Here is a 17,661-nt window from a genome sequence, read left to right as displayed (position 1 = left end):
TCAGCCCTCCTCGGGCGCGCCGATCGGCACTCCGTGCTCGGCCGCCAGGCGCCGCAGGTTGGCGAGATCAGCGCCGTGCACCTCGGCGCCGTACTCGTCCTGCTGCTGCAACGCCTGCCGCACCGCCTGTTCCGCCTGCTCCACGCGGGCGAGCAGGTTGTCCTCGAACTCGTTCACGGCACCACGACCTGTCGAATTGAAGAATTCTTCAATTCGACATGCTACAACTCCGCCGGCTGTGACGCACCCGGCGTCGCCGGGCGGTGATCGGTTCGACCGAACGGCGGTTGTCGTTGCAGCACCGGCGTTGACGTCAGATCACGAGGGGCCGTTCGACGGAGTCGGAAGTCCCTGTCGCCCGGAAGCACCGTTCAGGACGCTGGAGAGCGGCGGCGGCGCGCGGCGCAGATTGTCACGATCACACCATCGCGCCGCCGCTCCTCCGTGTTCTCCCCTCCGCAGGAGACCGGCGATTCGCCTCGAAGCCTGTGGCGCCGGCGACCGATCTTGTTTACCAGTGCGCCCAGCCGGGTATCAAAGTCGCCGCAAGTACTGCCACGCAAAGGAGTTGGAGTCAGACCTGTGTGGTGAGACAGGAGGAACCAGCAGTCATGTGGTCCGTGGACGGGAAAGACGCGGAGCTTCTCGAGGCCGCGCAGGCAGGCAGCATCCAGATGGCGCGCGGCATCGCCGGGTCCGGCGGATCGCTGCTCGACATCACGGCGGTGCTCGAGCGGGCGCCCGTCGGCTTCGCGGTGGTGGACGCGCAGATGCGGTTCCTCTACGTCAACCCGGCATACCTGTCGGTGCACGGCGATCCGGCCACCAGTGAGCACGCCGGGCGCATGATGAACGAGGTGCTTCCGGCCGCCTACACGGCGACCGTGGAACCTCTCATCGCCGAGGTGCTGACCTCCGGCGCCGTGCACCGCGACATCGAGATGAGCACCGAGGCGGGGAGCGCCACCAAGCAGCTGCTGCTCAACCTGTTCCCGTTGTGCGACAGCGAGGACGACGTGATCGCGGCCGTGATCGCGGTTCAGGACGTCACCCGGTCGCACGAGGCCGCCGAACTCGAAGGGCTGCGTCTGCACGCGGAGTGGACCGACCGGCTGGACCGGGCGCACCGCGCCGGTGGCACCGGTTCCTGGGAGATCGACCTGCGCAACGGCAGGGTCGAGTGGTCGGCCAACCTCTGCCGCATCGCCGGTGTCTCCCAGTCCCCGAACAGCGTCGATGACGTCCTTGCGCTCGTGCACCCGGAGGACGTCGACGTGGCCAGGGCGACCTTCACCGGCCTCACCGCGCACACGTCGACACCGGAGGTCGAGTACCGGCTGTGCACGCCCGACGGACGGGTCGTCGTGCTCTCGTCGATCGCGGAACCCGTCACCGACACCACCGGCACGATCGTGTCGCTGCGCGGCATGTGCGTGGACCGCACCCTCCGAAGATCCGCGGAGGCAGACAAGCGCGCGGCCGTGGTCCGGGCTGACCGGATGACGGCCGAGCTGGAGGACGAGCGGCAGATCGTGCTGCAGCTGCAACGAGCCCTGCTGCCACCCAGCATTCCCGTGGTCGAAGGGACCGACCTGGCCGCGACCTATCTGCCCGCGAACATCTCGGCCGGGGTGGGCGGCGACTTCTTCGACGCGTTCCCCCTGCCCGACGGCAAACTCGCGATCGCGGTCGGCGACGTCATCGGCCACGACGTCGAGGCCGCCGTCACGATGGGCAGGGTCCGCAGCGCCATCCGTGCGTACGCGATGCAGAACCCGCTCCCCGACCGCGTTCTGCGCGAACTGAACCAGCTCGTCTGCGCCTCCGGCGACATGACGATGACGACCGTGTTCTACGGCCTCTACACGCCCTGGGACGGCTCCCTCTGCTACGCCAACGCCGGTCACCCCCACCCGATCGTCGTCCGGGACGGCGTCGCCAAAGCGATGCCACACCGGCACGGGCTGCTCACGGGTGCTGTGAAGCACGCCGATTACCTCCCGTTCGAGACGTCGTTGCGGCCAGGTGACGCGCTGGTCGTCTACACCGACGGGCTGGTGGAACATCGCGGCGAGGACATCGACACGGGAACCCAGGCGCTGTGCGCCGCCGTGACGGCACCACACCTGCCAGAACGCTTGGAGGACCTCGTGCCGGCGGTGATCAAGGCCGTCGCTCCCGAGCAGGGTCGCGACGACATCTGCGTGCTCGCGCTGCGCCGCAGGCCGGGCTGACGGACCCGCCGGAGCCGTCCGCACAGGTGTTCACCGCCCGGCAGCCGAACGCCACCAGCGAGTCGATCAGCCTGACCGTGCGCCACCTCGGCGGCGACCGCGAGAACGCCGTGACGCTCGCACTGTGCTCGGCCTTCGCCGACGCACTCGCCGGCCACCGCGCCCAGGCGGAGGCGTTCCTGGACGAGTGGCTGCCCAGGGTGTCCGAACTGGACGGTTACGACCTCGCGTTCGCGGTCCCGGCCCAGCGCATCGGGACGGCACTGGCGGCGCTGGCCTGGTCGGGCGGGCTACCGGCGCGCTTCCACCCGATGATCAAGCCGTACCACCGCTTCCCGGAGTACTCCGAGGTTCCCTTGCCGCTGCTGTGCGAGCTGGCGGAGGCGCTGCCGGCGGACGCCCGCGATTCGAGTTCCTTATGGGACTGAATGCCGCGGAACCACCTACGGGGGTCAGGCGTCATGACCGCCATGGGAGAGAAGTTCCACGTCGAGCCGGATGAGCTCCGCGGCTACAGCGGGCTGCTCGAGCGTCAGGCCGAGCACTTCCTGACGATCCGGGAGCACGCGATCGTCAACGGTGGGGACACGTCCGGGTTCACCGGGCTGTTGTCGCTGCTCGACCCCGTCGTGACCGGGGTCGCGCAGCTCTACGGCGAGACGCTCGAGGCCGCCGGCAAGAAGATGGACCAGGACGCCGAGGCGTTGGTGAAGTCGGCCCGGGCCTACGAGAAGGCGGACGAGGTCGGGGTCTGCCTGATCGACACCGCGGGCGGCAGGATGGAACCGCCGTCCTGGCTGGAGCGGTTCCTGGGGGTGGGCCGATGACCGGCGGGGTCTGCAACGGCTACCAGGACGTCGAGGATCCGACTGTCGCGCTGCGCGCCGCGCCCGACGACCGGCCCGGCCGGCAGACCGTCAAGGAGCTGATCGAGGCCGCCGGGTGGAAGATCCAGGGCGTCAACTGGATCTACCAGCAGGTCACCGGCGACGACCTGGTGCGCGACCTGGTCATGCCGCTGGCGGGCGACTTCGAGAAGATCGACGCGAACGCCGCCGCGTGGGACCGGATCGCCAAGTCGCTGGACAACGTGCGGCACAACGTGAACAACGGCATCGAGGAGCTCTCGCCGAACTGGGACGGCGGCGCCGCGCAGAGCTTCGAGAACCGCATGCGCCGCACGTGGACCACGGCGATCGAGTGGGACTCGCAGGTCGCGAAGTTCATCGGCGACCGGTTCAAGAACATGGCGAGCTCCTGCCGCACGGCCGCGAAGCTCGCGCTGACCCTGCTCGACAAGATCTGCGACAAGCTGATGAAGGCCGCGATGACCGCGTGGATCCCGCTCGTCGGCTGGGGCCGTGCCGTCTGGATGGTCTACGACGTGGTCAACATCGTCGACCAGGTGCGCAAGCTCATCCAGTCCATGCAGACGCTCATCGAGGGCGTCAAGGGCATGATCGAGGGCATCAGGCTGATGGGCACCGCACTCTCCAGGATCCCGGACGTGCGGGACGTCAACGACTTCTTCGACGTGGTCGACACGTGGCAGGACGGCACGGAGAAGTTCGGCGACGGCACGGCCGCCGTGGGCAGCGGCGCGTGGGGCATGGCCAAGAGCGGTTACAAGGCGCGCGGCACGTACGTCGACGCGGCGAAGGAAGAGCGCTGGGCGGAGAGCGGTTCTTCGAGTTCGGGTGGTGGCGAATGACGTTCCCGTACGACAGCGCACGTCAGCAGTTGCAGGCGTGGCAACAGGACCTCGACGCCAGGGGCGCGCGGCTGGAGAAGGTCGCCCTGGAAGCGTCCAAGGTGCAGATCCGCGGCGCCGACCTGTCTCCCGCGGACATCGCCGAGATCGAGAAGTTCGCACGGTCGAAGGACGCGCCGAACGCGCTGAAGGACCTGCAGCGCAAGGTCGACTCGGGCGAGTTGTCCTGGCGGGACATCGCGTCCGGCAGGGCCGTCGGCGATCCGGACGTGCAACGCGCGATGCAGACCAGCATGCCGTCGCTGAAGCGGGCGTACACGGCGATCAAGGAGGGCCAGGACCTCGACGAGGTCGTCGCGGCGGGTCAGCAGCGCGCCAGGCCGTCGCGCGGTGACTACGACGACGACATGCCGAGCGACTTCACCGAGGACGCCTTCTAGGAAGCGTCTGCTGGTCAGACAGGATCGGTGAACGAGATCGGCTTGCCGGTGGCGCGGGCATAGGCGATCTCCCTGCTCGTGGACTCGCCGACGTACCCGCCGGGGTTGACGACCAGCACCCGGTCAGCGAGGTCGATCTTGCGCAGGTGAAGGGCGTCCAGCGCGGTCTTCTGCTCGTGGGTGATCAACCCGTCTGCTTCGCCCGGCGCGACGACGATGACACCTGCCAAGGTCAGATCACGGTTCGCCGCACGCATCTCGTCCGCGAACCGGGCGGAGCCGCAGAGGCAGACGATCTCAGGTCGGTCGGGCACGGCTCAGTCCTTCGGCCGAACGGAAAACCGTCAGTGTGCACGGTGACATCACAGACCGGCACACGAGCCAGCAGTTCACGCAGCGACACGGACAGCACGCGGCTGGGCCGCCCTCGCCGCCCTGCCGCGTTCACGTGCACCAGCCCGCCGGCACGGGATGGCGCACGTGGCGAACGTCCGCGACCGTCAGATCTGGTTCTCGCCGCCGTCGACGTACAGGGTGGCGCCGAGCACGAAGCTGCTGCCCGAGGAGGCGAGGAAGGCCACCGCGGCGGCCACCTCGTCGACGTGGCCCATCCGTCCGATCGGGATCCGCGCGGCCTCTCCCGACTTGAAGGCGGTCGCGTTCGCCTCGCCCACGAGCTCGGTGATCCCGGAGGTGTCGATCGGCCCCGGCGAGATGGCGTTCACCCGGACACCGCGGCCCTTGAGCTCGTTCGCCCAGGTGCGCGTGAACGTCCGCAAGGCCGCCTTGGACGCGGCGTAGGCGCCGAACGACGCGGTGCCCCGGTCGGCCGCGGTGGAGGCGTTGATGATCACCGAGGCGCCCTCGTTGAGCAGCGGGAGCGCCTTCTGCAGCGTGAACAGGGTGCCCTTCACGTTGACGCCGAAGACCTGGTCGAAGTCCTGCTCGGTGATCGTCTCGATGGTCGCGAACGACGCGGTGGCCGAGTTCGCGAACAGCACGTCCAGTCCCCGGCCGCGAGCGGCGACCACCTCGTAGAGCCGGTCCAGGTCGCCCATGTTCGTGATGTCGCCCGGCACCGCGGTCACGTTCTGGCCGATGACCTCCACCGCCTCGTCCAGCTCGGTCTTGCGGCGGCCGGTGATGAACACGTGCGCGCCCTCGGCCACCAGCCGTGCCGCGGTGGCCCTGCCGATCCCCCGTGTGCCGCCACCGGTCACCACCGCGGTCTTGCCTTCCAGCCTGCGCATTCCTGACCTCCGCACTTTTGTGCACCGATCGGTGCATAAAGCGACCGTACCACTTCTGCACCGATCGGTATCGAAGGGTAGGATGTGGCCGTGGAGAAGGCGCAGATCGGTCGGCCGCGGGAGTTCGACGCCGAGGAGGCGCTCCAGAAGGCGATGGTGGTCTTCTGGGAGCAGGGTTACGAGGGCGCGAGTCTCGCCGGCCTGACCGAGGCCATGGGCATCTCCCGCAAGAGCATGTACGCGGCCTTCGGCAACAAGGAGGAGCTCTTCCGCAAGGCGTTGCAGCGCTACTCGGAAGGCACGGTCTCCTACATCGTCGACGCGCTGGAGGCGGCCACCGCCCGCGAAGTGGCGGAGGCGTTCCTCACGGGCTCGGTGCGCGCCAACACCCGGCCCGGCTGCCCCTCCGGCTGCCTCGGCGTGCAGGGCGCGCTCGCCGCCGGCGAGACCGGGCGGGTCGCGCGCGACGTGCTGGCCGAGTGGCGCGCCGGTGGTCAGGAGCACCTGCGCGACCGGTTCCAGCGGGCCGTCGAGGAGGGCGACCTGCCCTCGGACGCCGATCCGGACCTGATCGCCCGCTACGTCATGACGATCGCGAACGGCATGGCCGTGCAGGCGGCGGGCGGTGCGACGCGCGAGGAACTCCTGCGCGTGGCCGGCGCCGCCCTGCTGAACTGGCCGCCCGCCTGATCAGCCTTGCTTCTCGCGCTCGCGCCAGGCGCGGACCACGAACGCGGCGAACACCCCGAGGAGCACGCAGGCGCCGAGCGCGACGACCACCGCGGAGGACGAGCTCACTCCGGCGATCACGACGAGCAGGCCGAGCACGTGGAGCGACAGCATTCCGGCGAGCACCAAGGTCCGGCGCGGCATCCTGGGTGCCGGGCGGGTGAGCTTGGCGGCCAGTTTCGGATCGTCCTCGGCGAGGCGGCGCTCGATCTCGTCCAGTTCCCGCTGCTCGTGGTCCGGCAGTTTCACGTCCGGTCCTCCCGCTGGGTCGCTCGGGGCTTCACCAGAGTCAACGCACGAAACCGGCCAAGGTTCCCGGCCGCTCCCGGCCCACACCCCCTGTGACACCATCGCCGGTGTGGTGAGCAGGCTGGGTGAGCTGGAACGGGCGGCGATGGAGGTCCTCTGGGACAGCCGCTCCCCCGCGCTCGTGCGCGACGTCGTGCAGGCACTGGCCGGGCGCGACCTCGCCTACACCACCGTGATGACCGTCCTGACCCGCCTGACCTCCAAGGGTTTCGTGCGGCGCGAGGCCGACGGCCGGGCCTGGCGGTACTCCCCCGTCGCCAGCCGCGAGCAGTACGTCGCCCAGCTCATGCTCGACGCCCTGTCGCTGACCGGTGACCGCGAGGCGGCGCTCACGCACTTCGCGCGCTCGGTCAGCAGCCCGGAGGCCGAGGTGTTGTCGCAGGCTCTCGCGGACAAGCAGGACGAGACGTGAGTGCCGCACTGCACCTCGTCGTCACGCTCGCGATCTGCGCGGTGGCGGCGCACTCCCTGGTCCGGGCCCGATGGGTGTGGTGGACGCCCGGCACCGGCATCGCGCTGTGGCAGATGCTGGCGGCCACCTGGGTGCTGTCCCTGGCGGGCGTGCTGATCACCGCCGGCCTCGACCCGTACGAGGCGCCGATCCCCCGAGCGCTGTCGGCGTGGGCGAGCGACCCGCTGTCCACCGCGACCCAGGACGCGCTGGTGGTGAGCGGACTCGCGGTGCCGGCCCTGTTCGTCGCCGTGCTGATCAGCTCGTGGGCCGGGGTGGCGCGGATCCGGCGGCGCCATCGCGACGTGCTCGCACTGGTCGGCCGCACGGACGAGGCCGCGCCGGGCGCGTTGGTGGTCGATCATCCGGCCGCCGTCGCGTACTGCCTGCCGGGGACGCCTTCGTCGGTGGTGCTGAGCACCGGGGCGTTGCGCAGCCTGTCCACCGCCGAACTGCACGCCGTGCTGGCACACGAACACTCACACGCCCGTGAACGCCACGATCTCGTGCTGCTGCCGTTCGTCGCACTGCGCCGGTGCGCACCTCGCGTGGCGGACGCGGTCGCGTTGCTCGTCGAGATGCGGGCGGACGACCGCGCCTGCCGCGACCACGGCCCGGACGCACTCATCTCGGCGCTGCACCGCTTCACGGCCGGTCCTCCCGCGGGCGCGCTGGGCATCACCGCCGCCTCGGCACGACTGGAACGCATCGCGAACCGCACCGGCGCCTCGGCGTGGCAGCGTTGGACAGCGCTGGTCAGCGGCCTGACACTGGTGTCGACACCGCTCAGCTTCCTCGTCCTCTGACATGTCGCGGAACCTCGCCGAGCATCTACTACAAGCCGTAGTGCTACCTTCCGCAGCAGATCCCCTTCGTCCTCGGAAGAGCCTCATGATCGATGTTCTGCCCACGGTCCTGACCGTGCTCGCCCTCCTCGGCGCCGCCTGGTCGGCCCTGCTGATCGCGCTCAACACACCGTTGCTGCCGCTGAAGAAGCTGTCCTGGACCCTCGTGGGCGGCCTCGCGGTGCTCGAACTGGGCCTGCTCGTCCAGGCCGTCGCCGGCATCGCGTCGATGCTCGGCACCGACCGCGACATCGAGCGCTGGTCGTTCGTCGGCTACCTGCTCGGCCCGGTGGTGATCCTGCCCGTCGCGGTCCTCTGGTCGGCCGCCGAACGCACCCGGTGGAGCGCCGGCGTGCTGGTGGTCGCGTGCCTCAGCGTGCCGGTGATGATCGTGCGCCTCGGCCAGATCTGGGCAGGCCATGCCTGACACGCGCCAGGGCCCCGGCCGGATGCTGATCACCGTCTACGGCGTCTTCGCCCTCGCCGCCACGTCCCGCTCCGCCGTGCAGATCGCCACCCGCTTCTCCGACGCACCGGTCGCGTACCTGCTGTCGGCGTTCGCCGCCGTAATCTACGTGCTGGCCACCATCGCCCTCGCGCGGGACAGCCGCCGGATCGCGTACGTCGCGTGCTCCGTCGAACTCGCCGGCGTGCTGCTGGTCGGCGCGGCCAGCCTCGTCCTGCCGCGGGCGTTCCCGGACGCGACCGTGTGGTCGTCCTTCGGCATCGGCTACGGGTTCATACCGCTCGTGCTGCCGGTCCTCGGCCTGTGGTGGCTGCGGAGAACCGCGTGAGCCCGGCCGCCTGAGGCCGGGACTCGAAGCGACCGTCGCGTTCGTCTCGCAGGCCTGTTCCGCCGGCACGACCTGACCGGGCCGGATCGCCCGTCTGGGTGTTCTCTGTGAATGCACCGGCACGGCCGTGCTCGGAGGCGCGATTCTCCGGGTTCTCCCAGGAGTTCCCAGGGATCGGTCAGACCGGGTCGCGACGCTCGGTGCCATGACGATGATCGACGTGCGAGGGCTGACCAAGCGGTACGGCCTCGACACCGTGGTGGACGACCTGTCGTTCACGGTCGAGGCCGGCCAGGTGACCGGGTTCCTCGGGCCGAACGGCGCGGGCAAGTCCACGACCATGAAGATGATCCTCGGGCTGGCCGCGCCCACCTCGGGTTCGGCGACCGTCGGCGGACGCCGCTACCGCGACCTGCCCGTGCCGCTGACCGAGGTCGGCGCGCTGCTCGACGCCGGAGCGGTGCGCGGCGGGCGAAAGGCTCGCGACCACCTGCTGGCGCTCGCCGCCGGCAACGGGCTGCCGCGGCGCCGGGTCGACGAGGTGCTCGCCAGGACGGGGCTGGACAGCGCGGCGCACAAGCGCGCGGGCGGGTTCTCGCTCGGCATGCGGCAGCGGCTCGGCATCGCGGCGGCACTGCTCGGCGACCCGCGGGTGCTGATCTTCGACGAGCCGGTGAACGGGCTCGACCCGGAGGGCATCCGCTGGATCCGCGACTTCATGCGCTCCCTGGCCCGCGAGGGTCGCGCGGTGCTGGTCTCCAGCCACCTCATGAACGAGATGGCGCAGACCGCCGACCACCTGGTCGTGATCGGCCGCGGCAGGCTCATCGCCGACACGGGCGTCGGCGAGTTCCTGCGTGGCCGCGGTGAGGGCACGGTGCTCGTCCGCACAGCCGAACCTGCCGGGTTCGCGCTGCGGCTGACGGCGACCGGCGCCACCGTGCGGGAGGGTCCCGGCTCGTCGCTGGTGGTCTCCGGCCTGGCGAGCGAGGAGATCGGCAAGCTCGCCGCCTACCACGGCACCGTGCTCAGCGAACTCACCCCGCAGCGGCCCTCGCTGGAGGACGCGTTCATGGAGCTCACCAAGGACAGCGTCGAGTACCAGGGGATGACCGCGTGAGCGCGCGAGTGGTGTTCTTCGGCCACGCCCTGCACGCGGAATGGGTGAAGCTGCGCAGCCTGCGGTCCACCTGGTACACGCTCGTCTGCCTGTTCGGGGTGGGGCTCGGCATCACGGTCCTCGCGACGGGACGGGCGGGCGAGGTGTACGCGAGCGCGTCACCCGCCGAGCGGCTGGCGTGGGACCCGACCGAGCGCAGCCTGACCGCGTACCTGGTGGCGCAGCTCGTGATCGGCGTGCTCGGGACCCTGGTCGTGACGTCCGAGTACGCGACCGGGCTGGTGCGGACGTCGCTGGCGGTCACTCCGCGCAGGCACCGGTTGCTGGCGGCCAAGGTGGTGGTGGCCACCGCCGTCGCCGTGGTGGCGGGCCAGGCGCTGATGTTCGCCACCTTCCTGCTCGGCCAGGCGCTCTTCGCCGCCCAGAACGTGCCGCACGCCCGGCTCGGCGACCCCGGTGTGCTCTCCGCGGTCGTGGGCGGCGGGCTCTACCTCGCGGCGATCGCGGTGCTCGCGATCGGTCTCGGCACGATCATGCGTGCGACGGCGGGTGCGCTCACCACGTTGGTGGGCATCGTGTTCCTGGTGCCCGCGCTGGCCGGTCTGTTCCCGTCGTGGTTCCAGGGCCTGCTCGACTTCTGGCCGACGCAGGGCGCCGCCGCGGTGTTCGCGACGGTGCCGAATCCCGGCTACCCGCATCCCTGGCTGAACCTGGGTGGGATGTGCCTCGGGGTCGGCGTCGTGCTGGCCGCCGCGTTCGTCGTCTTCCACCGGCGTGACGTGTGATGGCGACGGGGCGGCACGTGTGGCAGGGCGTGACAGCGGCGGTCGCGGCGCTGACCGCCATGGCTGCCACCGCCGCGGCCGGGCTGTTGCTCCTCGACGCCGGCCGGTTCGGCGGGCTCGAACGGTTGACGGCCGCCGTGGTCGGCATGGCGGTGGGCGGCTCCGCCGAGTTCGGTGCCGTTCCGGCGGGCGGCACGCCGGTCGCGGTGAGGGGCAGCATCGACTTGATGCCCCTGGGGGTCGCGCTGACCGGCGCCGTGGTGCTGGGGTGCTTGCTGTTGCGGCATCGGGACGGGCTGCTCGTGCGTGGCGCGGCGGCGGCCGTGGCCTTCCCGGCCGGCGCGGTGGCGGTCGCGATGGCGGCTCGGGGCGACGTGAGGCCGCCAGGTGGAGCGTCGGTAGGCGGGATGTCCGGTGTTTGCGGGCTGCCCGCGGTCGGGCCGCTGGGCCGCGGCAGGTCGGTCGACGCGCTCAGCGTCGGGTTCTCCGTGCCCCTTTGGCCGGTGGTGGCCGGGGCGGTGATCTGGGTGCTCGTCGTCGTCGGCGTGTGCTGGGTGGTCGCAAGGTTCCAGATCGCCGTCCGCGGTGCACTGTGGACGGTGGGCGGGCTCGCCGCCGCGTGCCTGCTCGCGGCGTGGGCGTTCGGCGGTCCGGCGGTGGCGGGCGGTGTCCTGCTCTTGTTGCCGCTCATCGTGTTCGGCGTGTTCTCGCTCGGGCTGGGCGTGCCGTGGACGGTCAGTTCGGACGGCGCGCTCGCGTGCGTCCTGGACGGTGTCGCGCCACCCGCACCGGGTGGACCGCTGACGTGGGTGGCGGCGGCCGTGTTGCTGGCGCTGGGCGTCCTGGCGGGCCGGGGTGGCCGGCTGCTGCACCGGGCCGCGTGGCTGGGCGCGGCGGTGGGTGTGGTGCTGGCAGGCCTGGCGCTGTTGTCGCGGGTGTCGGTGCGACTCGGCATCGGCGCGTTCGGGTTCTCGGTGCCGGTGCTCGACGCGGGGCTGACGGCGAACCCGCCGGCGGCGTTGGCGTTGGGGAGTGCGGGTGGCGCCGCGGCGGGCCTGCTCGCCGGAGGGCTTCTCAGGTTGGCGTCCGTATCGTGGCCCGCGTGGAGGGATCGGGCCCGGTGACGACGCTGCTGGTGGTGGACGACGAGGCCACGGTGCGCGAGCTGCTGGCCGCGACACTGCGCTTCGCGGGGTTCCGGGTGACGTCCGCGGCGACCGGTGCCGAGGCGGTCGCGTCGGCGACCGAGGAACCGCCCGACCTGGTGCTGCTCGACGTGATGCTGCCCGACGTGGACGGGTTCGAGGTGGTCCGGCGGCTGCGCGAGCAGCGCGCGGAGGGGCGCCGCGGACCCGTGCCCGTCCTGTTCCTCACCGCCAGGGACCGCAAGGCGGACAAGGTCACCGGCCTGTCGCTGGGCGCCGACGACTACGTGACCAAGCCGTTCGACCTGGAGGAGCTGATCGCCCGGATCCGGGCGATCCTGCGCCGCACCTCCGGCCACCGGGAGGGCCTGCTGACCGTGGGCGCGCTCGCGCTCGACACCGAGGGACACCGGGTGACGAGGGCCGGGCAGCCCGTCCGGGTGTCGCCCACGGAGTTCCGGCTGCTGCGCTACCTGATGGAGAACGCCGGGCGCGTGGTGTCCAAGGCGCAGATCCTCGACCGCGTGTGGCGCTACGACTTCGGCGGCGACGCCGGCATCGTGGACACCTACATCTCGTACCTGCGGCGCAAGGTCGACGCCGAGGACCCCAAGCTGATCCACACCGTGCACGGCGTGGGGTACGTGATCCGGGACCCCGCGTGCTGAGCAGGTTCTCCCTGCGCGCCAGGCTCCTGCTGCTCACCGCGAGCCTGCTCCTCGCCGGGCTCGGCCTGGTCGGTGCGGTCGTGTCCGACCAGCTGGAGCGCTACCAGCTGGACCGGGTCGACACGCAGCTGCGGTCGCTCGGCGAGATCCTCTCGCGCGTGCCCGCCGCCGGGCCGCTCGACACCGTCGGCACCACGCCCCGGCCCGACCTCCTCGACCCGGCCCTGCGCCTGGTCGGCGCGCCCTACCTCGTGTACCTGGGCGCGGACGGCACCGTGGCAGGCGGTCTGCACGCCGGCCGCCTGGACGGCGCCTCCCTGCCCGGCCCCGACGCACTGCGCACGGTGCCCGCCGACGGCGAGCCCGTCGACCTGCGCGCCGCGGACGGCTCGGGCCGCTGGCGCGCGACCGCGCGGCCGACCACGGGGTGGGACGGGGTGGTCGTCGTCGCGGCATCGCTGGCCGAGGCTGACGCCACCACCGCCCGGCTCCGGACGACGAGCCTGATCAGCGGTGCGGTGCTGCTCGCGCTGCTGACGGCGGTCGGCTGGTTCGCCCTGGGCCGGGGACTGCGGCCGCTGCGCCGGATCGAGCACACCGCCGCCGCGATCGCCGACGGGGACCTCACCCGGCGCGTGCCGCTGCTCGCGGCACCGGCGACGGAGGTCGGGCACCTGGCGACCTCGCTCAACACGATGCTCGGCCAGCTCGAACGAGCCTTCGCGGACCGGTCCGCGTCCGAGGCCCGCATGCGGACGTTCCTCTCGGACGTGAGCCACGAGCTGCGCACCCCGCTGTTCGGCATCAAGGGCTCGACCGAGCTGTACCGGATGGGCGCGATGCCCGAGCGCGCCGACGTGGACGAGGCGATGCTCCGCATCGACCGCGAGGCCACCCGGCTCACCCGCCTCACCGAGGACCTGCTCCTGCTGGCCCGGCTGGACGAGGCGCAGGAGGCCCAGCTGGACCGCGCCCCGATGGACCTGCGCACGCTGGCCAACGACGCCCGGCACGACCTGCGCGGCCTCGACCCGTCCCGCCCGGTCGAGCTCACCGGACCCGCCGGGATCGGACCACCTGGACCCGCCCCGGTGCACGCCGACGAGGACGGCCTGCGCCAGGTCGTCACCAACCTGATCGGCAACGCCGCCACCTACACCCCGCCCGGCACCGCGGTCCGGATCGGCGTGGGCACGGCGCACGGCCGCGCCGTGCTCGAAGTGGCCGACCGAGGTCCCGGTCTGCCGGCCGGCCAGGCGGCCCGCGTCTTCGACCGCTTCTACCGCGCCGACCACTCGCGCAACCGCGCGGAGGGCGCCAACGCCGGACTGGGCCTGGCGATCGCCCTCGCCCTGGCCCGTGCGCACGACGGGGACGTCGAACTCGAGACCACCGTGGGCGAAGGCGCCTGCTTCCGCCTCGTCCTGCCGTTGCCCGACCGGCACTGATCAGGCGCAGGTGCTGCCGGCGGGCTTCGCCGCGATGTCGCGGGCGAACTCGGTCAGGACCGTGCCGCGGTGCGTGCCGCTGCTCGCCGCGGGCGGGCGCGGTGCGGGGACGGTCGCCTCCCAGTCGGGCAGACGGAGCAGCCGCGCCACCGGTGGCGAGCGGAAGGTCATCCGGTGGTCGCCGATCCAGATCGTGTCGCCGTCGTGCAGCACGGCGCTGTCCACGGGAGTGCGGTTGAGGTAGGTGCCGTTGAGCGAGCCGAGGTCGGTGAGGACGACCGCACCGCCCTCGCGGCGCAGTTCCGCGTGCCGACGGGAGACGGTGATGTCGTCGAGAACGACACCGCAGCCGCGATCACGGCCGATGACGACGACCGGCTCGGTCAGCGCGAGGGTGACCGGGTCGTGGCCTGCGATCGTCAACGACGGCGTCGCGGCGCCAGTGAGCGCTGTCTCCGTGGCTTCACCGATCATGCCCTGCTCCCGCGGTTCCCCTTCTGGCACTCTCCACGTTCGAGTGCCAAGTGTAGTCGGCGATGGCGCGTACCTGGTGGATCGGGGTTGACCCTCACACGGTGTGAGGGTCGAAGGTGATCAGCCGGACGACCCAGCCGCCACCAGCCCTCCAGGAAGCACATGATCATCGACAACGTCTCGTACCCCGACGGCCTGCACTGCGAAACCACCGCACTCGGCGCGCTGCTGCGCCACGCGGGCGTCGAGATCTCGGAGCCGATGCTGTTCGGCCTCGGCGAGGGGCTGGGCTTCGTCTACTGGGACGCCAAGCACCTGGACTTCCCGTTCCTCGGCGGTCGCGTCAAACCGATGGAGATCACCCGGACCGCGGCCGACCGGCTGGGCCTGACGCTGCACGTCCAGCAGACGGCCTCGCCGCGCAGGGCGTGGCAGAACGTCGCCACCGCACTCGCCGAGGGTCTGCCCGTCGGGCTGCAGCTGGACTCGTACCACCTGGACCACTTCACCGAGAAGGTCCACTTCGGAGGTCACTTCGTGGCCATGTACGGCTACGACGACGACCACGCCCACCTGGTCGACACCGCCCAGCAGGGCGGCGCGGTGAGGACCTCCCTGGCGAGTCTGGAACGCGCTCGCGACGAACGCGGGCCGATGACCGCCCGCAACCTCTCCTACACCGTCACCGTTCCCGGCACCCGACCTGATCTGGCCGCGGCCGTCCGGACCTCCATCGCGGGCAACGCACAGGCCTTTCTGAACCCGCCCATCGCGAACCTCGGTCACCGCGGCATCGGCAAGGCCGCACAGCAGGTGACGCGGTGGCTCGACCGCTCCCGCGACCCGGCTCGCGATCTGCCGCTGACCGGCACGCTGATGGAACGCGGCGGCACCGGCGGGGCCCTGTTCCGCGCCCTGTACCGCGACTTCCTCGCCGAGTGCACCACGTTCATCGACGACGACGACCTGCGCCTCGGTCATCGGCTGTACGCCGAGATCGTTCCGCTGTGGACCGAAGTCGCACGTCTCATCACGGACGCCGGGCTGACAGGAGACCAGGAATCCCTGACCCGCGCCTCGGCGATCCTCTCCGAACTCGCGGGCCGGGAACGCCGTGCCATGCAGGTCCTGACGGGGACGCATTCCAGTTCCCCACGAGCCCGATAAAACCGCGACGCCGATCGCGAAGAAGTCTCGAAGATTCACGGTGATGAACCGCAAATAGTCCGTCCGAGTGCCGTTTCAGCCACCACCTGTTCACAAGCATGACCATTCCGAATTCGTCGAACCGACCGGTGATCGATTCGACGATCATTGACCTGGACATTCGATTCATTCGACTTCGAGCAGGCCCTGACCTCGCGCAATTTCGTCATTGACCCACCCTTGGAAGGCCTCCTAGCATCCGACGGGAAATGGCCGCACGTCCGGCCGGACCTCTTTCTCGCTCAGTGTTGGAAGCGGAGTCTCCATGGGAATTTCAGAACAGCCTGCCCGCCTGGCGAGAAAACGTCGCGTGCGCGCTGGACTGGTGTCCGGAGGCGCGGTCGTCGCGCTGGTCACCACGCTCGCGGCCTGGCCGAGCACCGCCGCGCTCGCCAACGCGGCGGGCACGTACGTGCTGAAGAACGCCGGCAGCGGGCAGTGCCTCGACGCGGGAACGAGCCCGGCGAGCGGCACGCAGCTCCGGCAGCAGGCGTGCGCTGACCAGCCGTGGGTGCTGACCGAGGTCAGCGGCGGGTTCCGGATCACCGCGGGAGATCTGTGCGTCGGCGTGCGGGACGCCTCGACCAGCGCGGGCAAGCCGGTCCAGCTGGAGGCGTGCAGCGGTGCCGGGAGCCAGGTCTGGGCGTTGACCGCGAGCGGCAGCAACCACCGCCTGGTCAACGCCAACGGCGGCAAGTGCATGAACATCAAGGACAACGCCACCACGGCAGGAGCCTTGGTGCAGACCAACTCCTGCGACGGCGCGGCCACCAAGCAGTGGACGCTCGCACCGGTCGGTGGCGGGCCGACCAGCACCACGACGTCCACCACAACAACCACCACGACGACAACGACCACCACCACGAGTGTGCCGCCGGCCGACGCGCTGTACGCGTCGCCGACCGGTCGTGACGCCGCTTCCGGCACGCTCTCGGATCCGACCACGCTGACGTCCGCCCTCACGCGGGTGGCGGCCGGTGGCACCATCTTCCTGCGCGGTGGCACGTACAGCTTCTCGCAGACGGTGACGATCCCGCCCACCAACAACGGCACGGCGAGCGCCCGCAAGAAGCTGACGGCCTACCAGGGCGAGAAGCCGGTGCTGAACTTCTCGGCACAGGCCGAGGACCCGGCCAACCGCGGCCTGGCCGTGAACGGTTCGTACTGGCACGTCCAGGGCATCGTCGTCGAACGGGCCGGGGACAACGGCATCTTCGTGGGCGGCAGCAACAACATCTTCGAGCGCACGATCACCCGCTTCAACCGCGACACCGGCCTGCAGCTCTCCCGGATGCTGTCCACCACGCCGAAGGAGCAGTGGCCCGCCAACAACCTCATCCTCGGCGCGGAGTCGCACGACAACGCCGACTCCGACGGGGAGGACGCCGACGGGTTCGCCACCAAGCTCACCTCCGGCCCCGGCAACGTGTTCCGCTACTCGGTGGCGCACAACAACATCGACGACGGCTGGGACCTCTACACCAAGTCGGACACCGGCCCGATCGGCGCCGTCACCATCGAGGACTCCCTGGCCTACGAGAACGGCACGCTGAGCAACGGCGGCCAGGCGGGCAACGGCGACCGCAACGGCTTCAAGCTCGGCGGCGAGGACATCGGCGTCAACCACGTCATCCGCCGCACCATCGCCTACGACAACGGCAAGCACGGCTTCACCTACAACCGCAACCCCGGCACCATGACCGTGTCGAACAACCTCAGCATCGACAACACCGAACGCAACTTCACCTTCGACGCGGGCAGCTCGGTCTTCCGCACCAACACCTCCTGCCGCAGCGGCAGCGGGAGCAACGACAAGATCGTCGGCAACTCCGACACCTCCAACCAGTTCTGGACCGGTTCCAACGGTTCCCGGTGCGCCTCCTACTCCGGGGCACTCGGCTGGTCGTTCGCCTCCGACGGCAGGCTCGTCGTCACCCTCGGAGGCAGGCCGGTCGTCCTCTGACCGCCGCCACCCGAACCAGGCCGGGTCCGCGCGTCAGCCGCGCGGGCCCGGCCTGGGCTGGTTCTCCGACCCATCCACGTCGTGAATCC

General features: G+C 70.9%; 21 protein-coding genes and 1 pseudogene. 17 read left to right on the top strand and 5 right to left on the bottom strand.

The genetic code is table 11. The annotated features are described in order from the left end of the window. The gene (locus tag AB0M48_RS37025) at window positions 1–177 is read right to left on the bottom strand and encodes a hypothetical protein (RefSeq protein ID WP_363851134.1); all 177 of its coding nucleotides are present in this window, start codon (window positions 175–177) and stop codon (window positions 1–3) included. 443 nt (window positions 178–620) lie between these two features. On the opposite strand from AB0M48_RS37025, the gene AB0M48_RS37020 reads away from it, so the two are divergent. Genes AB0M48_RS37020 through AB0M48_RS37000 form a run of 5 tightly spaced genes read left to right on the top strand, consistent with a single transcriptional unit; the run spans window position 621 to window position 4,385 of the window. Next, window positions 621–2,234: a SpoIIE family protein phosphatase gene (locus tag AB0M48_RS37020; protein ID WP_363851131.1), complete on the top strand. Its 1,614-nt coding sequence runs from the start codon at window positions 621–623 to the stop codon at window positions 2,232–2,234. 26 nt (window positions 2,235–2,260) lie between these two features. After that, window positions 2,261–2,662, top strand: a complete 402-nt coding sequence (locus AB0M48_RS37015; protein WP_363851128.1) for a hypothetical protein — start codon at window positions 2,261–2,263, stop codon at window positions 2,660–2,662. 33 nt (window positions 2,663–2,695) lie between these two features. Further along, window positions 2,696–3,061, top strand: coding sequence for a hypothetical protein (locus tag AB0M48_RS37010; RefSeq protein ID WP_363851125.1), 366 nt, complete (start codon window positions 2,696–2,698; stop codon window positions 3,059–3,061). After that, window positions 3,058–3,945, top strand: a complete 888-nt coding sequence (locus tag AB0M48_RS37005; protein ID WP_363851122.1) for a hypothetical protein — start codon at window positions 3,058–3,060, stop codon at window positions 3,943–3,945. Before AB0M48_RS37010 ends, AB0M48_RS37005 begins: the two co-directional genes overlap by 4 nt. Beyond that, window positions 3,942–4,385, top strand: coding sequence for a hypothetical protein (locus AB0M48_RS37000; RefSeq protein ID WP_363851119.1), 444 nt, complete (start codon window positions 3,942–3,944; stop codon window positions 4,383–4,385). The genes AB0M48_RS37005 and AB0M48_RS37000 overlap by 4 nt, the downstream gene beginning before the upstream one ends. A gap of 14 nt (window positions 4,386–4,399) precedes the next feature. Here AB0M48_RS37000 and AB0M48_RS36995 read toward each other — a convergent pair whose 3' ends face one another. Continuing rightward, on the bottom strand, window positions 4,400–4,699 hold the full coding sequence (locus AB0M48_RS36995; protein WP_363851116.1) for a hypothetical protein: 300 nt from the start codon (window positions 4,697–4,699) through the stop codon (window positions 4,400–4,402). A gap of 186 nt (window positions 4,700–4,885) precedes the next feature. Further along, window positions 4,886–5,635, bottom strand: coding sequence for an SDR family oxidoreductase (locus tag AB0M48_RS36990; protein WP_363851114.1), 750 nt, complete (start codon window positions 5,633–5,635; stop codon window positions 4,886–4,888). A 90-nt stretch (window positions 5,636–5,725) separates the two neighbouring features. On the opposite strand from AB0M48_RS36990, the gene AB0M48_RS36985 reads away from it, so the two are divergent. After that, on the top strand, window positions 5,726–6,325 hold the full coding sequence (locus tag AB0M48_RS36985; protein WP_363851111.1) for a TetR/AcrR family transcriptional regulator: 600 nt from the start codon (window positions 5,726–5,728) through the stop codon (window positions 6,323–6,325). On the opposite strand, the gene AB0M48_RS36980 is transcribed toward AB0M48_RS36985, so the two are convergent. Continuing rightward, window positions 6,326–6,613: a DUF3040 domain-containing protein gene (locus AB0M48_RS36980; RefSeq protein ID WP_363851108.1), complete on the bottom strand. Its 288-nt coding sequence runs from the start codon at window positions 6,611–6,613 to the stop codon at window positions 6,326–6,328. It abuts the gene before it with no gap. Window positions 6,614–6,725: 112 nt separating this feature from the next. Here AB0M48_RS36980 and AB0M48_RS36975 point away from each other — a divergent pair, with 112 nt between their 5' ends. The 9 genes from AB0M48_RS36975 (at window position 6,726) to AB0M48_RS36935 (ending at window position 13,929) form a co-directional block, all read left to right on the top strand. Then, complete coding sequence (locus AB0M48_RS36975) at window positions 6,726–7,085, top strand: BlaI/MecI/CopY family transcriptional regulator (RefSeq protein ID WP_319984846.1); 360 nt, start codon at window positions 6,726–6,728, stop codon at window positions 7,083–7,085. Beyond that, complete coding sequence (locus AB0M48_RS36970) at window positions 7,082–7,930, top strand: M56 family metallopeptidase (protein ID WP_363851105.1); 849 nt, start codon at window positions 7,082–7,084, stop codon at window positions 7,928–7,930. The genes AB0M48_RS36975 and AB0M48_RS36970 overlap by 4 nt, the downstream gene beginning before the upstream one ends. A gap of 85 nt (window positions 7,931–8,015) precedes the next feature. Next, window positions 8,016–8,396 (top strand): hypothetical protein, encoded by a 381-nt coding sequence (locus AB0M48_RS36965; protein ID WP_363851102.1) that lies wholly within the window; start codon window positions 8,016–8,018, stop codon window positions 8,394–8,396. Next, entirely contained in the window at window positions 8,389–8,763 is a 375-nt protein-coding gene (locus tag AB0M48_RS36960) for a hypothetical protein (RefSeq protein ID WP_363851099.1), read from the top strand. The genes AB0M48_RS36965 and AB0M48_RS36960 overlap by 8 nt, the downstream gene beginning before the upstream one ends. Before the next feature lie 205 nt (window positions 8,764–8,968). Next, window positions 8,969–9,883: an ATP-binding cassette domain-containing protein gene (locus AB0M48_RS36955; protein ID WP_363851096.1), complete on the top strand. Its 915-nt coding sequence runs from the start codon at window positions 8,969–8,971 to the stop codon at window positions 9,881–9,883. Beyond that, window positions 9,880–10,668, top strand: coding sequence for an ABC transporter permease (locus AB0M48_RS36950; protein WP_363851093.1), 789 nt, complete (start codon window positions 9,880–9,882; stop codon window positions 10,666–10,668). The genes AB0M48_RS36955 and AB0M48_RS36950 overlap by 4 nt, the downstream gene beginning before the upstream one ends. Next, the gene (locus tag AB0M48_RS36945) at window positions 10,668–11,792 is read left to right on the top strand and encodes a streptophobe family protein (RefSeq protein ID WP_363851090.1); all 1,125 of its coding nucleotides are present in this window, start codon (window positions 10,668–10,670) and stop codon (window positions 11,790–11,792) included. Before AB0M48_RS36950 ends, AB0M48_RS36945 begins: the two co-directional genes overlap by 1 nt. Next, window positions 11,771–12,481 carry a response regulator transcription factor gene (locus AB0M48_RS36940; protein ID WP_363851087.1) on the top strand — a complete coding sequence of 237 codons (711 nt, stop codon included), beginning with the start codon at window positions 11,771–11,773 and terminating at the stop codon, window positions 12,479–12,481. The genes AB0M48_RS36945 and AB0M48_RS36940 overlap by 22 nt, the downstream gene beginning before the upstream one ends. Then, window positions 12,475–13,929 carry a HAMP domain-containing sensor histidine kinase gene (locus AB0M48_RS36935; RefSeq protein ID WP_363851084.1) on the top strand — a complete coding sequence of 485 codons (1,455 nt, stop codon included), beginning with the start codon at window positions 12,475–12,477 and terminating at the stop codon, window positions 13,927–13,929. The genes AB0M48_RS36940 and AB0M48_RS36935 overlap by 7 nt, the downstream gene beginning before the upstream one ends. Window positions 13,930–14,079: 150 nt before the next feature. On the opposite strand, the pseudogene AB0M48_RS36930 reads toward AB0M48_RS36935, so the two are convergent. Then, window positions 14,080–14,403: pseudogene (locus AB0M48_RS36930) on the bottom strand (FHA domain-containing protein); the annotation flags it as partial. A 162-nt stretch (window positions 14,404–14,565) separates the two neighbouring features. Between AB0M48_RS36930 and AB0M48_RS36925 the strand changes: the two are divergent. Next, entirely contained in the window at window positions 14,566–15,570 is a 1,005-nt protein-coding gene (locus AB0M48_RS36925; protein ID WP_363851081.1) for a BtrH N-terminal domain-containing protein, read from the top strand. A gap of 349 nt (window positions 15,571–15,919) precedes the next feature. Further along, complete coding sequence (locus AB0M48_RS36920) at window positions 15,920–17,572, top strand: RICIN domain-containing protein (RefSeq protein WP_363851078.1); 1,653 nt, start codon at window positions 15,920–15,922, stop codon at window positions 17,570–17,572. The last annotated feature ends 89 nt before the right edge of the window (window positions 17,573–17,661 follow it).

Source organism: Lentzea sp. NPDC051208 (genome assembly GCF_040682435.1).
In the GTDB taxonomy this organism is placed as follows: Bacteria; Actinomycetota; Actinomycetes; order Mycobacteriales; family Pseudonocardiaceae; genus Lentzea; species Lentzea kristufekii.
The sequence above is the reverse complement of the archived record's forward strand: the minus strand, read 5'-3'. Positions and strand labels throughout refer to the sequence as shown.

Excerpts from the sequence above, each read along its gene's own strand:
- AB0M48_RS36990 (WP_363851114.1), bottom strand. The coding sequence starts at position 5,635 with ATGCGCAGGCTGGAAGGCAAGACCGCGGTGGTGACCGGTGGCGGCACA.
- AB0M48_RS36965 (WP_363851102.1), top strand. The coding sequence starts at position 8,016 with ATGATCGATGTTCTGCCCACGGTCCTGACCGTGCTCGCCCTCCTCGGC.
- AB0M48_RS37005 (WP_363851122.1), top strand. The coding sequence starts at position 3,058 with ATGACCGGCGGGGTCTGCAACGGCTACCAGGACGTCGAGGATCCGACT.
- AB0M48_RS36960 (WP_363851099.1), top strand. The coding sequence starts at position 8,389 with ATGCCTGACACGCGCCAGGGCCCCGGCCGGATGCTGATCACCGTCTAC.
- AB0M48_RS36925 (WP_363851081.1), top strand. The coding sequence starts at position 14,566 with ATGATCATCGACAACGTCTCGTACCCCGACGGCCTGCACTGCGAAACC.
- AB0M48_RS36955 (WP_363851096.1), top strand. The coding sequence starts at position 8,969 with ATGACGATGATCGACGTGCGAGGGCTGACCAAGCGGTACGGCCTCGAC.
- AB0M48_RS36945 (WP_363851090.1), top strand. The coding sequence starts at position 10,668 with ATGGCGACGGGGCGGCACGTGTGGCAGGGCGTGACAGCGGCGGTCGCG.
- AB0M48_RS37010 (WP_363851125.1), top strand. The coding sequence starts at position 2,696 with ATGACCGCCATGGGAGAGAAGTTCCACGTCGAGCCGGATGAGCTCCGC.
- AB0M48_RS37000 (WP_363851119.1), top strand. The coding sequence starts at position 3,942 with ATGACGTTCCCGTACGACAGCGCACGTCAGCAGTTGCAGGCGTGGCAA.